This is a genomic window from Protofrankia sp. Cas3, assembly GCF_963555955.1.
Classification (GTDB): Bacteria; Actinomycetota; Actinomycetes; order Frankiales; family Frankiaceae; genus Protofrankia.
Genome location: NZ_CAUVXP010000047.1, coordinates 1 through 13,021, shown reverse-complemented (window position 1 = coordinate 13,021; position 13,021 = coordinate 1). Strand labels below are relative to the sequence as shown.

Sequence of the window (13,021 nt, the reverse complement as noted above, 5' to 3'; positions counted from 1 at the left end):
GGTAGACAGGCGGCGTGAACCATCGGGTTCATCACTCTCGTTGTCCACCCTGTCGTTACGGTGGCGTCATGGACGTGGAGTACCAGCGTTTGTATCTGCCGCCCGGCACCGACCGACGCCAGGCGCTGGCGGTGCTCACCCTGCACGCCGAGTTCGGTGACTGGGAACTGGAGCGGCTCCGCCTGCTGCCGGATGGTTCCCGGCGGGTCGTCCTGCGTCGTGCCCGGCGTAAAGGTGGACTTCCCGGATATCTACCGACCTGACCGTCCCGCGAGGTTACCTGGCCACGGAGCGCGGATCAGCACCCGGTGTCAAGCACCCGGTGTCAAGCACCCGGTGTCAAGCACCCGGTGTCAAGCACCCGGTGTCAAGCACCCGGTGTCAAGCACCCGGTGTCAGGTGACCGGGGCCGGTAGGCGGGGCTGTCGGCTGGTCCGGGGGCTGCTCCGGGGGCTGATCTGCGGGTTTGCCGGCAGTCGCCGGCCCGCCGAGGCTGTCGCGCACGGCGGCCAGCTCGGCCCGCACCGCGCGTAGCTCCGTTGCAAGATCATCAGCTTGACGTTCCGCGCGTTCGGCGCGGGCACGGGCATCCGCTCTGCCTTCGACGAGCACCCCCTGGCGTTCGTCCGCCACCCGGTTGGCGTGGTCGAGCCGCCGGTCGGCGTCGGCCTGGATGCGGGCGATTGCGGCGTCGGTGCTCTCCTGCTGGCGAACCAGGTCCAGGCGCAGCCGGTCAGCCTCGGCTCGCGCCTCGGCTGTGGTCCGTTCACCCGCGTCCGCCCGGGCCAGGGCGGCGTCTCTGGCCGCGGTGGCGGCAGCCACGGCCTGGACGGCTTCCTCCCGGGTGTGCGCGAGTGCGGCCGCGGCTTCGCTGCGCGCCGTTGCGACGGCTGCGTCCGCCACCTGACGGGCCTGGCTGATTTCCGCGTTCGCCTGCTGTCGGACCTGCGCGACCCGGGTGTCGGCGTCGCGCCGCACCGCACCGAGGGCCGCTGCGGCTTCGGCCTGGACGGCGTCAAGGGCTGCTCGCGCCTGGTCACGGGCCGCGGCATGCACGTCGCGTTCGGCCTCCAGACCGATCCGTTGCTCGTCGAGTTGGTCCACGGCTGCTACCGCCTCGGCGGCGACCGCTTCGGCCTCGATCCGGGTTGCCTGCGCACCGCGGGCGGCCTGCTCGGCCCGGACCGCCCGGGCGACGGCTTCGGCGACCCGCTCGGCGGCTTCCGCCTCCACCGTCTCGACACGGGCTTCCGTAGCCGCAATATCGCCAAGAGTCGCCATTTCGTGGACGAAACCGTCCAGCGCGCGGGTGAGCCCGGTGGCCAACGCCGTGATCTGCCCCGCCAGCGCGTCGGCTCGTGGACGTGCGCCGCCGGTGAGCCCGGCGGAGGCCGCTGTCGGACTCACCGTCGCGGTGGCGGTGGGTATACCGGCAATGTCCCGCCGCCGACGGTAGGCGGAGAGTCGGTTGTGTGCGGAGTCATCGCAGTACGCGGGCGGCCGTCCAGGCCCGACCGGAGCACTCGGTGGCTGGGCGCACCCCGGGTATGCGCATGTGGCCGGATCGGTCTCGTTGACCACCACACCCTCGGTCATGATAGTGCTCACCGTCCGTTCCAGATTCCGTGAGCGGCCGTCGACCTTGTCCTGGTCGACCGGGACACGGTCGACCAGGACAAGGATGCACGAGTGAGCGAACCGTCCGAAGCAGCGGTTACCGGGGTCGCATTGTTCGATCTTGACGGCGTCCTGGTCCGCGGTGACACGTTCACCCGACTGTTGCGTCGTCACCTGTCGCAGTCCCCGTGGCGCACGGCTCTGGTCGTGCCGGTGACGCCCCTGCTGGCGGTGCGCCCGCTCCGCCCGGCCGCGGCACGGATGATCATGAGGCTTGCGCTGCTGGGCTTCGACGCCCCGCGGTTCCGGGCGCGGGCACAGGCGTTCGGCCGGGATCTCGCGGTCGACGGCAGCGTGGCGATACCCGAGGCCGTGGCCACCCTGCGCCGCCATGCCGGCGCGGGTGATCGGGTCGTGGTCGTCACGGCATGTGAACACGATCTCGCCCGTGCGGTTCTCGACGGACTCGGGTTGGGCGAGGTGGAACTGATTTCGTCCCGACTGTCCTGGGGCCGGTTCGGCGTCGGCCGGGGCAGCCTGCACAACTACGGGTCGCGCAAGCCGCGGCAGCTTGCCGCCCACGGGATTGAGCCGCCCTGGGAGCACGCGTACAGCGACTCGCTGGCCGATCTGCCCATGTTGGCGGCTGCCAACCAGGCGATACTGGTCAATCCCGCCGGAAGGGTCGCATGGCGTGCACAGCGGGCGCTCGGCGGGCGGCTGCGGATCGTCCACTGGTGAGGCCCGGTCCGGCGGGAACTCCGGTAGACGGTTGCCAATGGGTAGCAGACCTGCCCTAGCACCTTCTTCTACATGTGTTAGCGGGTTCGCGTGGTGCACCCGCCGGATTCGGCTCCCGGCCGCTACTGTCACCCACCGTGACAGCACGATTCCGCGCCGGATGGCGCATGCGTATTGACGGCAGCACCGCAGGCCGGGGGTGGGCGGCGAAAGGTCCACCCGCCTGGCGTCCATCGTCCGGAGCAGGGTTTACCGGCGCCCTTGCACTCGTCATATGCCTGGCCATCTCCGGCCCGGCCACGGCGCTAGCCGCTGTCGGCGGGCAGCCGAAAACCACCGATATGACCGGCATGGCCGGCATGGCGATGCCGAGTCCGGAAAACACGTCCTACTGGGATGGTGTCGGCGGTGCGGCATTCCACCCGACCGGACAGGTGCGCACCTACTATGTCGGTGCCGATGAGGTCGTCTGGAACTACGCCCCGGACGGGCGCGACGACATCACCGGTCAGGCGTTCGACCCGATCGCGAAAACGTACGTCCAATCCGGACCCGGACGCATCGGAACGAGCTATCTCAAGTGTCTCTACCGCGGCTACACCGACGCGAATTTCGCCAGTCTGGCCCCGCGCTCCCCGCAGGATGCGTACCTGGGCTTCCTGGGCCCGGTCATCCGGGCCGAGGTCGGCGACACCATCAAGGTGGTGTTCCGCAACGCCTGCAGGATTTCTGACAGCGTGCATGCACACGGTGTGTTCTACACCAAGGCGAACGAGGGTACGCCCTACGCCGACAACACCTCCGGGGTGGACAAGCTTGACGATGCCATACCCACCGGAGGCACGCACACCTACACCTGGCTGGTGCCCGACCGGGCGGGCCCGGGCCCACACGACGGTAGTTCGGTCATGTGGATGTACCACTCCCATACCAGCGAGGTCACCGACACCTATGCCGGACTCATCGGCCCGATGGTCATCACAGCCAAGGGGAAGGCGCGGCCGGACGGCAGCCCCGCCGACGTCGACCGTGAGATCTTCACGTTGTTGACAATCACGAACGAGAACTGGAGCCCGTATCTACAGGAGAACCTCCGCCGTTTTGCCCAGCAGCCGTATCCGTCACAGGACGACAGCAACTTCGTCCGGTCCAACCTGCGGCACGGCATCAACGGCTACATTTTCGGCAACGAGCCGATGATCACTATCAAAAAAGATGAGCACGTCCGCTGGTACGTGATGAGTATGGGCGGTGAACAGGACCTGCACACCCCGCACTGGCACGGCAACGACGCGGTCGTGGGCGGAATGCGGATGGATACCGTTCCGCTGCTCCCCGGTACCATGGCAGTGGCCGACATGGTACCCGACAACGTCGGCATCTGGCTTTTTCACTGCCACGTGAACGAGCACATCACCGCCGGCATGCTGACCCGGTACCAGGTCGTGTCCGGCACAGGCACAGGCAGCAGTAGCACCGGCGGTACCGGCACCACCGCATCGGCGTCCGGGTCGGGGGCCACAACGATGCCGGTGCCCAAGGGTGCTGTCTCGGCGGGTGAGGGCGGGATAGCCAACCCCCCGTCCGCCGTTCCCGCTGCGTCGGCGGTAGCCGCCATCGTCGTGATGGTCGCCGGCCGCAGGATCGTCCGCCGCCGCCGCAGTCGGACGATGGGCTGACAGCCACACCGTCCACCCCATTGGCGCATTGGTCATCGCTGGCCAGGCCCGCGCCGTTGCCTCGCAGCGGGCCTGGCCAGCGATATGTCGGGATTCCCCAGTTGTCCGGGCCCGTGTCTCTCGCGGGTCGGGCCTCCTGTGGGCCGTGGCAGCGCTGCGGTCGGACATCCATTGTGCATATTGCCGACACGATACACGGCGCCGTCGACACCGGGTTTTCCGGCGCCGTCGTACAATCACCGCCGGATAGCCACGCAGTCGATCCGCCTGCCCACGTACCGCGTAAGGCGGGGCTTTACCCGACAGGTGGCAGCCCCGTCACAATATCGCCGGCGGGACGAGGCCACAGTAGGGATGAGCGCGAGTACGCGCACGTTACCGGCAGCCGTAGCTGCTATCAACATCGGATACGGACTGTGTGCCTCTTCACGTAACCTTGCATTCTGGGCCGTCGTTGCACGTATGGTCTTCGCCGTGCCTTCGAGAGGAAGGCACGCGTCGGACGGCACGCCGAATCCTGCCCCCGTCCGATGAAAACCAGACCGGTGGCAGGAACGGGGGAACCACTTTCGGACGTCGACGTCAGGCGTCCTCGGGGTGAAGCCGCACATCGCGGCCGGGCACTCCCAGCCCGAATCCGACAGCTCACCTCGCAGGCGTGGGGAAGGACATCTACATGTCCAACGTACGTTCCGGCGACCGTGGAATCAGTCGAATCAAAGCACGGGCCCGGGTATTGATCGCTGTGCCGGCACTTGTTGCCGCCATCGGCGGAGGCAGCGTCGCGCTGTCGCAGCCGGCAAGTGCGGCCCCGTCCGCGGACGGGGCGCTGGCCGCCATTTCGAAGTGCGAATCCGGTGGCAACCCGAGCGTTGTCAACTCGATCGGCGCCGGCGGACTGTTCCAGTTCCTGCCCGGTACCTGGCACGGTGTCGGCGGGTCCGGCCTGCCGCAGAATGCCAGCGCCTCCGAGCAGTGGATGCGTGCGCGGATGCTGTACGCGCAGCAGGGCACCAGCCCCTGGTACGCCTCGAAGCACTGCTGGGCCGGAAAGGCCTAACAGGCTCGACGGCCAAAGGGCGTGCGATCATGTTCTTCTCGCACGCCCGGCGGCCTCAAGCGGTCTCGACGGCCAAAGGGCGTGCGATCATGTTCTTCTCGCACGCCCGGCGGTTTTAAGCGGTCTCGACGGCGCCCGGGGGGAGATTCTGCCAAATGGGATCTCCCCCCGGCCGGTCGCGTTGCCGGTCAGGAATGTTTTCCAGCCGCCTGGCCGTACGGCGGTCTGGTCCGCTCAAGCTCCAACGCGATGTCGATGAGATCAACCCGCTCGAGGGTGTCGATCTGATCGACATCGATCCAGGCGGCCTGGTCGGTGGAACCGCCAATCTCATGCCGAAGCACGCCGCCGACCACCCGGGCCGTGTAGATGATCCGCACGGTGTGATGGTCGACTGTGCCGCCGGTGCCGCGCGGAAAACATCTGCGCATCGAGTCCACACCCAGCAGCGATTCGATCACGACGTCGTACCCGGTTTCCTCCTCGACTTCACGTACTGCCGCGGCCAGCGGATCCTCGCCGTGATCGATGCCGCCTCCGGGTAGAGTCCAGAACTTCCCGCCCGTGCCGACGAAGCGCGCAAGAAGGATCTTCCCTTCGTGGATGCAGACCGCGTACGCAGCGACCCGCAGCTCCCGGACCAGAACCGGTTGACCGTCGTCATCCCCTGACATCCCCCACACGATGCCAGCTCCGAGATCGACCCGGCGAGGGTATTGCTCGATTCAGCGGTCGAGGAACAACTATGATCATCCGGCCGTCTGTAGCGCGGTGATCAGCCACTCCAGCGCCTCGATCATCGGGCTGGCAACCGCCACCGTCGGCGTGTCGCCGCTGACGAGCGCAACGAGTTCCCAGAACCGGTAGACCCGTCGGTCGGTGAACGTTTCAAGATCGTCTATGAGTGTTGCCCGCCACGCCGAGGTGTCACGGTTCCCGGTCGTCTGCGCGTACGACGCGGCGATCGCGGCCGCCAGCGCCGTGCCGTCGGTGGAGACCGGGTCGATCCCCTCGGTGTATGCCTGCGTGGCCCGGCTCGCCAGAACGGTGTTGAAGGCCTCCTGGTGTCGGATGGTCGCTTCTTCGCTGACGTGCTTGGCCGCGCCCCGTTGCGCCATGGTCCTGACCCGGGCGGTGAAATCCTCATCCTGGATCAATGTCACCAGTTCCACCCAGGCCTCGACCTGCTCGCCGGTCGGGTCCTCGGGCAGCTCGGGAAATGAGGCTCGGATCATCGTCTCGAATTTCCCACCGGCTCCGCTGCCACCGTCCAGGCCATTGCCGTCAAGACCCTTGAACACGGTGTCGAGAAAGCCGTCCAGAATCCGTGTGCGTTCCGCCGCATCGAGTTTCGCCAGTCGGTGCATCAGTTCCATCTCCTCCCAGTCGGATCCGCGGACCGCGACCGCCCGTAGCACTGCCTGCCGTAGCCGCAGCACCCTGACCTGTGCGCCGAGCGCCTCGGCATGCGCACCTGCCACCTCGGCCACCGTGATCTCCTGCGCGAGTACCTTCGCGACGGTCGGAAGGTCGATGCCCAGGTCACGCAAGGTGCGCACCAGCTCGAGGCGGGCCACCGCCATCGCGTCGTACAATCGGTAACCGGCGTTGCTGCGCGCAACCGGCTCGACCAGATGCTCGTCGGCGTAGAACCGGATGGTGCGTACCGGCACCCCGGTCAGTTCCGAGAGCCGCCCGATCGTGATCAGCCGGTCGGTCGCGTGTCCCTCCATGAACCGCCACGATCCAGGTTCCAGTAGGTGGAGACTCAAGCTGATGGCAGCCGGCACGGTGGTGACGTGCGTCACATTCGATTCGGACGGCATCGCATCGTCCGCGGCCGGCCAGACGGTGGAGGTCCTCATGGACGTACATCTTGATCATGTCGTCCTGTGGGTGGCGGACCCACTGCGGTCGCTGGACTTCTACCAGCGCGTGGTCGGGCTCCCACCGGTACGGGCGGAGGAGTTTCGCGCGGGGGCGGCGCCGTTCCCGAGCGTGCGGGTGTCGACCGAGTCCATCATCGACCTGATGCCGCGGGCTGCCGCCGCCGCTGTCAACGCCGTCCCAGGAGCCGACCGAACCGCTGGCCATCCTGTCAACCACATCTGCCTCGCGATGGGCCGCGAGGAGTTCGATGCCCTCCGCCGCCGGTTGGCGGACAACGGCGTCGGCGTGCCGGTAACCATGGAGCAGTCGTTTGGTGCGCGTGGCATGGCGCCGCGGGCGTTTTACTTCGCAGATCTCGACAACAACGTGATCGAGGCCCGTTACTACCCCTCGTCACCTGCGTCCGACGCATGAATCCATCGTCAGCGGGAGGGGAGCGCGTCCCGCCATGACCAGAGCGAGCAGGACCACCATTGCGGTGGCGGCAGCGAGGCCCGCCGCCCCGGGGAAGTGCCGGGCGGACAGGCCGAGGGCGACCGGGGGGATGCCCACCAGAGTCAACAGCGCGCTTTTCACCCCGACCCGGCTGGGCGGGCGGGCCATCACCCACAGGATCACGGCGAGAAGCGCGCCGAAAAGCAGCAGGCCGATATAGGGGTCGGCGGCTTCGGTGGCGTCCGCGGCCTGCCGTTGCGCCGCGCTGGTGCCGGGGACCATCACGGGGCCCACGATGTCGGGTATCCGGTCGGGGAAGAGCGCGATCGCGCTCAGTCCGAGGAGCGCGACGAGCAGCGCGGCGAAGGTGCCGGCACACAGCGCCGCCATGACGCCCTGATCGGCACGACCGGTGCGTCCGGTGGTCCACACCGCGGCCGCCGCGGGCGCACCGATGGTAACCAGCGCCAGCCAACTGCCGTGCCAGGGAAGGCCTGCGGCCAACGGCGGCCCGATTCGCTCGAAGGGCATCACCGCGAACGATGCCAGCCCCGCGACGAGCCCCGCGCAGGCCCCAGCGCCAAGGCCCGGGCCACCGAAACCGGCGCGGCCCGTGGTCGTTGCCAGAAACACCCCGGTATAGAGCGTCAGCAGAAACACGAACATCGGGGTCTTGGGGCCGGGCTGGAGGAATGTAGCCGTGCTGTCTCCCACCGCCAGGATCAACAGACCCAGTCCCATCAGGGTGTAGCCGCTGACGCGTACGACCTGGGCCGCCCGTTCCGCCCGGACCGGGCCGAAGAAACCCGGGCGGCCGCCGAGCCAGACAAGCAGGGTCAGGACCAGTACCCCGGGGATGATCTGGCCGATCACCCTGGACAACGCGACCTCACCGGCCAGCACCAGGCCCATCGCTGCGGCTATGCCCACCGGGCGCCAGGCTCTCTGTGCCTTCACGGTCTGTAGTAGAGCTGCGCGGGTACAGCCCAGGGCAAAGCACCAGCGTTCGGCGGATCCGTCAATGGTGGCCAATTCGGCCCGCATCGCGCATCCCCATTCGTGACGTGCCGCCGGAAGCAATCTGACAGCGATGTCGAGGTACCGGCCGGCCGGGTCGCAACCGAAGGCGCCCATCACGCGGTCCGCAGGTCGCCACGGGCGTGGCGCTCCGCTGGCACGGGCACTGGCACTGGTATCGGGGCAGGCGCTGAGACCGGGGCCAGCTGGTTCGCCAGTTCCCGGCCGGCGCCGGTGAGCCGATAGAGGTGGCGGGGTGGGCGTCCGGCGAGCTCGTCGGACCGCTGTTCCCAGCAGGTTTCCAGCAGGCCCCGGTCGGCGAGTCGGATCAGGATCGGGTAGAGCGAGCCGGCCTTGAGACCGACCTCCTGCCCGAGTTCATAGCCGTAGCGCCACACCGTCGGCGTCGCGATCAGCGCCCGCAGCACGGCTACGGTTTGCGGGGAGGAACGTCGGGTCCCGGTCATCGGACAACTCTATCTACATAGACATCCGAGCGGGCGGGACGTTCGAGACGCTGATCGGAGCCTCGTTCCCCGAACTGCCCGCGGACCCGAGCAGGTCGAGGCCTGGGTGGAACTGGTGACCCTGATCCAGGACCAGGATTTCACCACCCGGGTCAGAACCATGGCCCAGCGGGGTGCGGCCCAACACGTCAGCGAAGAAGCGACCATAGGGCAGCGGGAAGCTTTCAACACGGTGCTGGCCGCCCCCTGCGCGCAGGCCCATGCCGAGGGGATCGACCCGACATCGGCCGCTGGAATGGCACTGGCGACCATGATCACCGCGGCGTACGCGGAGACAGCCGGGCTTCATGATCAATGGAATGGCTGATCGCCGCGCTGCGAGCGGCCAGCTGACGATCAGGCGCCACCTTCTGGACAGAATAGCGTGGGATAATGGGCCATGGCTTGTGGACGTGACGTGGCGGGCGATCCTGACGCCGCAGCCGTGGTGCGCATGGTCGGCGAGGCGTGGTGCGCACTCGGCGGCGCGGACAGCGCGGGAGCGGACGGCCGTGCGGGGCCGGTGACGTTCGACGGGCCGGCCGTGACCCTTCCGTCGCCCCTGCCGGTGACGGCGCTCGCCGTCGCCACTGTTGCCGCGGCCGCTCGCGCCGCGTCGGAACTGGCGGCCCTGCGTCGAGGCATCCCCCGCGGACCGGTCGCGCACATCGACAGCCGGGCGGTGGCCGTCGCCTTCCACAGCGAACGGCACCTGCGCCGCGACGGTGCCGGCTTCGGCTCCTTCGACCCGCTCTCCCGGTTCTTCCGGACGGCGGACGGCTGGCTGCGTACCCACGGCAACTACCCGCACCACCGGAGACGCCTGCTCACGGCGCTCGGACTCGGCGACCTCGTCGACGTGGACGGCACGGCCGCCGAGGCGGCCCTGGCCGCGGTGATCCGAGTGCTGGCCGCGTCGCGGGCCGGCGACGCGGAGGACGCGATCACCGGCGCGGGCGGCGTCGCGGCCGCCGTCCGGACGCCCGACACGTGGCTCGCCCACCCGCAGGGCGCGACCGTTGCCACCCTGCCACTCATCGGCGTGCGCCAAGCGGACGCCGGGGTCCCGACAACCGTCCCGGGACACTGGGCGCGTGCGGTCACGGGCGGCGGGCCGCCAGCCGCCGGGATCCGTGTGCTCGACCTGACCCGTGTGATCGCTGGCCCGATCGGCACCCGCACGCTGAGCCTGCTCGGAGCGGACGTGCTGCGGGTCGACAGTCCACGCCTGCCCGAGATCGCCGAGCAGCACCTCGACACCGGTCCCGGTAAGCGCTCGACCCTGCTCGACCTCGACGCGCAGGCCGACCGCAAGGCGTTCGACGCTCTGCTCGCCGAGGCCGACGTAGTCGTGACCGGATACCGGATGGACGGCCTGGCCGCGCGCGGGCTGGCCCCCGACGCGCTACTGGAACGCCGTCCCGATCTTGTCGTCGCGACGCTGTCCGCGTGGGGGGCGCACGGGCCGTGGGCGGGCAGACGCGGGTTCGACAGCCTGGTCCAAGCCGGCACGGGGATCGCCGTGCGCTGCCCGCCCGGCGCAGACGGAACACCTGGCACGCTCCCGGCACAGGCTCTCGACCACGGCACCGGCTACCTGCTCGCCGCCGCGGTACTGCGCGGACTGGCCACCCGGATGGCCAACGGCGTCGGAGGCGTCTACGAACTGTCGCTGGCCCGCACCGCGGCCTGGCTGCTCGGCACCGACCGCGCTGGCGGCAACAGCGAAGCGGATCGTCCGGATGCCGTCGTCCCCAGCTCACCGGCGCGCGAACTGCCCGACCCGTCGCCCTGGCTCGCCGAGGTCGATACGCCGGCGGGCCGGCTCACGTACGCGCTGCCGCCCGTCATCCTCGACGGGACGCCGCGCACCTGGACCCGACTCGCCGAGCCCTTCGGCGCATCGGCGCCCGCCTGGCTGGCCTGACCTCCGCTGATCGAGCTGTGTTCGCTGGAGCGCGCGCAGCATCGCGCTGGTCGTCAGCGACGGCTGGGTGGGCGCTCCACCGGACGGGCCGAGCGGGTGAGCCGGACCGCGGCGCAGGCGAAGAACGGCGCGCTGGACGAGATGGCCGGTCCGGTGCGCGGGTGGGACCGTCGCGCACCGGACCGTCAACCGCTATCGGACCCGGAGGTGATAGGTCACATTTGATTCGAACGTGGGCGGGTCAGCGGTGTTGGAGCAGGCGACATAACAGCCGCGCAGGTGAAGCGTGTGCTCCCCCCTGCTCAGCGGGTACAGCATGATCCAAAATCCGTCGGCCACCGACGGGTAGATTCCGGGATCATAGCCGAAATAGTTGGTCGGCACCGCCGGCAGCAGGAAGGGCGATGACCGGAACCGGTACGCGTCCAGGTTCTGCAACTGCACACCGTCGACGCTTGCCTCCTTGAGAATCACTCCGTCCATCTGCGCCTTGGCACACGATGTGATCTCGCTCAAGGTCTTGCCGTCAAACGGTATCGAACACCAGCCGTTGATGACGGGGAACAGAATGGCCTTTCCGCGCGGTACGGTACAGGTCCGCTCCGCGGATCCCATCGCGCCGGCCAGAAACCAGACGGGGCCGGACTGCAACACCGCGCACCGGGCACCCGTGGGGTCATTGAGCGCGCTGATGGCCGCCGGTTGGAGGAACGCCCACTTCCACCAGATGACCGACCACTGTGCGTATGTCATTCCAGATGGGTGCGAGGACGGGGGGAAGACGCCCGGATTCAGGTTACCCGGGTCGGCACGCGCCTTTACCCGTGAAACGGCGGGTGCGTCGGAGCCGGGCAGCCCGACATCGATCGTGAGGTCGCCCAGATCGACGCCGCCGCTGTTGATGCCGAGATCGTCGGCGTGGGTGGTGTCCGGTCGGTCCAGAGCAGATGTCGCCTGGGCCGGGCCCGCGGTTCCGATCGCGGCGGCGACGAGCAGCGCTCCGAGGACCGTCGCTGTGATCTTTTTAATTGCCGTCTCCCAATCTTTGTGTTTACCAGGGGTATTCCGGTCGCAGTCGGGAGATCGCCGGCACGGGTGGATTCCGGTACCGCGCACCCGGTCGGCGCGTGTCTTTGCGAAGCTTGTCGGCGTCGGTGGCAGCGGTTTTAAGTCTCGTTAAGCTCCTCCTCAGGGAACTAATGTCCTGGCGAGGTAGACGGTAGGGCGGATGGCCACTCGCGGCAAAAAGACACGCGGCCTCTCCGGTTCGCGGGGAAACGCCGCAATGAGAAAAGCGTCGTCATATATCGGCTGCTGCTCGTGCTTCGGGGTATCCGTTCGTGTTCCGCCCCCGCGGCATTTTGGGAGCCGTGCGGGGACCTGGATGTCGGCGGCGGGCTGCGCGCGGCCCTGGCCGTCCGTGCTCGCCCGGCACCCGACGCGCCGGCCCGCCGAGGGCGAGCCGGTGACCGACCAGCAGGCACTGCACCTGCACGGTTCCCGCTACATCGGAGTGCGGTCGCGGTTCTACGATGACGTCGTCCGCGACGCGCTCCGCGGCGGTGTCCGCCAGATCGTCCTTCTCGCCGCGGGCCTGGACACGCGAGCGTTCCGACTTGACTGGCCAGCCGACGTCACGCTCTACGAAGTGGACCAACCGCAGATGATTGACTTCAAAGAGGATGTGCTCCGCGGCGAGCAGGCGCAACCGGGCTGCCGGCGTATCGCGGTCGGGACCGACCTGCGCGAGGACTGGCCAGCCGCGCTCACCACCGCAGGGTTCACCCGAAGCGTCCCGGCCGCCTGGGTCGCGGAGGGACTCCTCGCCTACCTCCCGGCGGACGCCGAGGAACGCCTTCTGCGGCAGATCCACCAGCTCTCCGCTCCCGGCAGCCGCATCGCGCTTGACCGCATCGCCCAGGTGAACCGCCTCACGTCCGACGCCGCGCCGCTGGATCAACTCAGCAGCCGGCATATCCACCCGATTGTCGGCGGATGCTACGGAGACCCCAGGTGGTCAAGGTGTGCCCTATTAGGGCGACGACGATAGCCACCGCTACGAGGCGGATTACGCTCCATGTCGTCACGGCGACCGATCCTTGCATCGGGGCATCGAATTTGAGCCGCTGCGAAGTATCGACGATAGCCA

At 68.6% G+C, this 13,021-nt stretch carries 14 protein-coding genes and 1 riboswitch; of the genes, 8 read left to right on the top strand and 6 right to left on the bottom strand.

Features of this window, described 5'->3' with window-relative positions; genetic code table 11:
- The first annotated feature begins 68 nt into the window (after positions 1 to 68).
- Entirely contained in the window at positions 69 to 263 is a 195-nt protein-coding gene (locus tag U9983_RS11325) for a DUF5703 family protein (protein WP_322753967.1), read from the top strand.
- A 118-nt stretch (positions 264 to 381) separates the two neighbouring features.
- On the opposite strand, the gene U9983_RS11320 is transcribed toward U9983_RS11325, so the two are convergent.
- Positions 382 to 1,608: a hypothetical protein gene (locus U9983_RS11320; protein WP_322753966.1), complete on the bottom strand. Its 1,227-nt coding sequence runs from the start codon at positions 1,606 to 1,608 to the stop codon at positions 382 to 384.
- An 81-nt stretch (positions 1,609 to 1,689) separates the two neighbouring features.
- On the opposite strand from U9983_RS11320, the gene U9983_RS11315 reads away from it, so the two are divergent.
- The 3 genes from U9983_RS11315 (at position 1,690) to U9983_RS11305 (ending at position 5,097) form a co-directional block, all read left to right on the top strand.
- The gene (locus U9983_RS11315) at positions 1,690 to 2,358 is read left to right on the top strand and encodes an HAD-IB family phosphatase (RefSeq protein ID WP_322753965.1); all 669 of its coding nucleotides are present in this window, start codon (positions 1,690 to 1,692) and stop codon (positions 2,356 to 2,358) included.
- A gap of 167 nt (positions 2,359 to 2,525) precedes the next feature.
- Complete coding sequence (locus tag U9983_RS11310; protein ID WP_322753964.1) at positions 2,526 to 4,037, top strand: multicopper oxidase domain-containing protein; 1,512 nt, start codon at positions 2,526 to 2,528, stop codon at positions 4,035 to 4,037.
- Between the two features lie 498 nt (positions 4,038 to 4,535).
- A riboswitch (cyclic di-AMP (ydaO/yuaA leader) is annotated at positions 4,536 to 4,711 on the top strand.
- 2 nt (positions 4,712 to 4,713) lie between these two features.
- Positions 4,714 to 5,097, top strand: coding sequence for a transglycosylase family protein (locus U9983_RS11305; protein WP_322753963.1), 384 nt, complete (start codon positions 4,714 to 4,716; stop codon positions 5,095 to 5,097).
- 188 nt (positions 5,098 to 5,285) lie between these two features.
- Here the strand turns inward: U9983_RS11305 and U9983_RS11300 are convergent, their stop codons facing one another.
- Both U9983_RS11300 and U9983_RS11295 read right to left on the bottom strand, forming a co-directional pair.
- On the bottom strand, positions 5,286 to 5,771 hold the full coding sequence (locus U9983_RS11300) for an NUDIX hydrolase (protein ID WP_322753962.1): 486 nt from the start codon (positions 5,769 to 5,771) through the stop codon (positions 5,286 to 5,288).
- 75 nt (positions 5,772 to 5,846) lie between these two features.
- On the bottom strand, positions 5,847 to 6,962 hold the full coding sequence (locus tag U9983_RS11295) for a MerR family transcriptional regulator (protein ID WP_322753961.1): 1,116 nt from the start codon (positions 6,960 to 6,962) through the stop codon (positions 5,847 to 5,849).
- Here U9983_RS11295 and U9983_RS11290 point away from each other — a divergent pair.
- Positions 6,961 to 7,401 (top strand): VOC family protein, encoded by a 441-nt coding sequence (locus U9983_RS11290; protein ID WP_322753960.1) that lies wholly within the window; start codon positions 6,961 to 6,963, stop codon positions 7,399 to 7,401. The genes U9983_RS11295 and U9983_RS11290 overlap by 2 nt on opposite strands.
- Here U9983_RS11290 and U9983_RS11285 read toward each other — a convergent pair.
- Positions 7,381 to 8,556 (bottom strand): hypothetical protein, encoded by a 1,176-nt coding sequence (locus U9983_RS11285; RefSeq protein WP_322753959.1) that lies wholly within the window; start codon positions 8,554 to 8,556, stop codon positions 7,381 to 7,383. The two genes, U9983_RS11290 and U9983_RS11285, sit on opposite strands and share 21 nt — an antisense overlap.
- On the bottom strand, positions 8,556 to 8,906 hold the full coding sequence (locus tag U9983_RS11280) for a PadR family transcriptional regulator (protein WP_322753958.1): 351 nt from the start codon (positions 8,904 to 8,906) through the stop codon (positions 8,556 to 8,558). Before U9983_RS11280 ends, U9983_RS11285 begins: the two co-directional genes overlap by 1 nt.
- A gap of 106 nt (positions 8,907 to 9,012) precedes the next feature.
- Between U9983_RS11280 and U9983_RS11275 the strand changes: the two genes are divergently transcribed.
- A complete protein-coding gene (locus U9983_RS11275; protein WP_322753957.1) occupies positions 9,013 to 9,273 on the top strand; it encodes a hypothetical protein in 261 nt (86 codons plus the stop codon).
- Between the two features lie 90 nt (positions 9,274 to 9,363).
- Entirely contained in the window at positions 9,364 to 10,872 is a 1,509-nt protein-coding gene (locus U9983_RS11270; RefSeq protein ID WP_322753956.1) for a CoA transferase, read from the top strand.
- A 192-nt stretch (positions 10,873 to 11,064) separates the two neighbouring features.
- Here the strand turns inward: U9983_RS11270 and U9983_RS11265 are convergent, their stop codons facing one another.
- Complete coding sequence (locus U9983_RS11265; protein ID WP_322753955.1) at positions 11,065 to 11,988, bottom strand: hypothetical protein; 924 nt, start codon at positions 11,986 to 11,988, stop codon at positions 11,065 to 11,067.
- A 268-nt stretch (positions 11,989 to 12,256) separates the two neighbouring features.
- Between U9983_RS11265 and U9983_RS11260 the strand changes: the two genes are divergently transcribed.
- Positions 12,257 to 12,922: an SAM-dependent methyltransferase gene (locus tag U9983_RS11260; RefSeq protein ID WP_322753954.1), complete on the top strand. Its 666-nt coding sequence runs from the start codon at positions 12,257 to 12,259 to the stop codon at positions 12,920 to 12,922.
- Positions 12,923 to 13,021 lie beyond the last annotated feature (99 nt).

What these genes read in the sequence shown, in the direction of transcription:
- U9983_RS11325 (WP_322753967.1), top strand. Translation starts at nt 69, where the DNA reads ATGGACGTGGAGTACCAGCGTTTGTATCTGCCGCCCGGCACCGACCGA.
- U9983_RS11310 (WP_322753964.1), top strand. Translation starts at nt 2,526, where the DNA reads ATGCGTATTGACGGCAGCACCGCAGGCCGGGGGTGGGCGGCGAAAGGT.
- U9983_RS11305 (WP_322753963.1), top strand. Translation starts at nt 4,714, where the DNA reads ATGTCCAACGTACGTTCCGGCGACCGTGGAATCAGTCGAATCAAAGCA.
- U9983_RS11300 (WP_322753962.1), bottom strand. Translation starts at nt 5,771, where the DNA reads ATGTCAGGGGATGACGACGGTCAACCGGTTCTGGTCCGGGAGCTGCGG.
- U9983_RS11290 (WP_322753960.1), top strand. Translation starts at nt 6,961, where the DNA reads ATGGACGTACATCTTGATCATGTCGTCCTGTGGGTGGCGGACCCACTG.
- U9983_RS11295 (WP_322753961.1), bottom strand. Translation starts at nt 6,962, where the DNA reads ATGAGGACCTCCACCGTCTGGCCGGCCGCGGACGATGCGATGCCGTCC.
- U9983_RS11285 (WP_322753959.1), bottom strand. Translation starts at nt 8,556, where the DNA reads ATGGGCGCCTTCGGTTGCGACCCGGCCGGCCGGTACCTCGACATCGCT.
- U9983_RS11280 (WP_322753958.1), bottom strand. Translation starts at nt 8,906, where the DNA reads ATGACCGGGACCCGACGTTCCTCCCCGCAAACCGTAGCCGTGCTGCGG.
- U9983_RS11260 (WP_322753954.1), top strand. Translation starts at nt 12,257, where the DNA reads ATGTCGGCGGCGGGCTGCGCGCGGCCCTGGCCGTCCGTGCTCGCCCGG.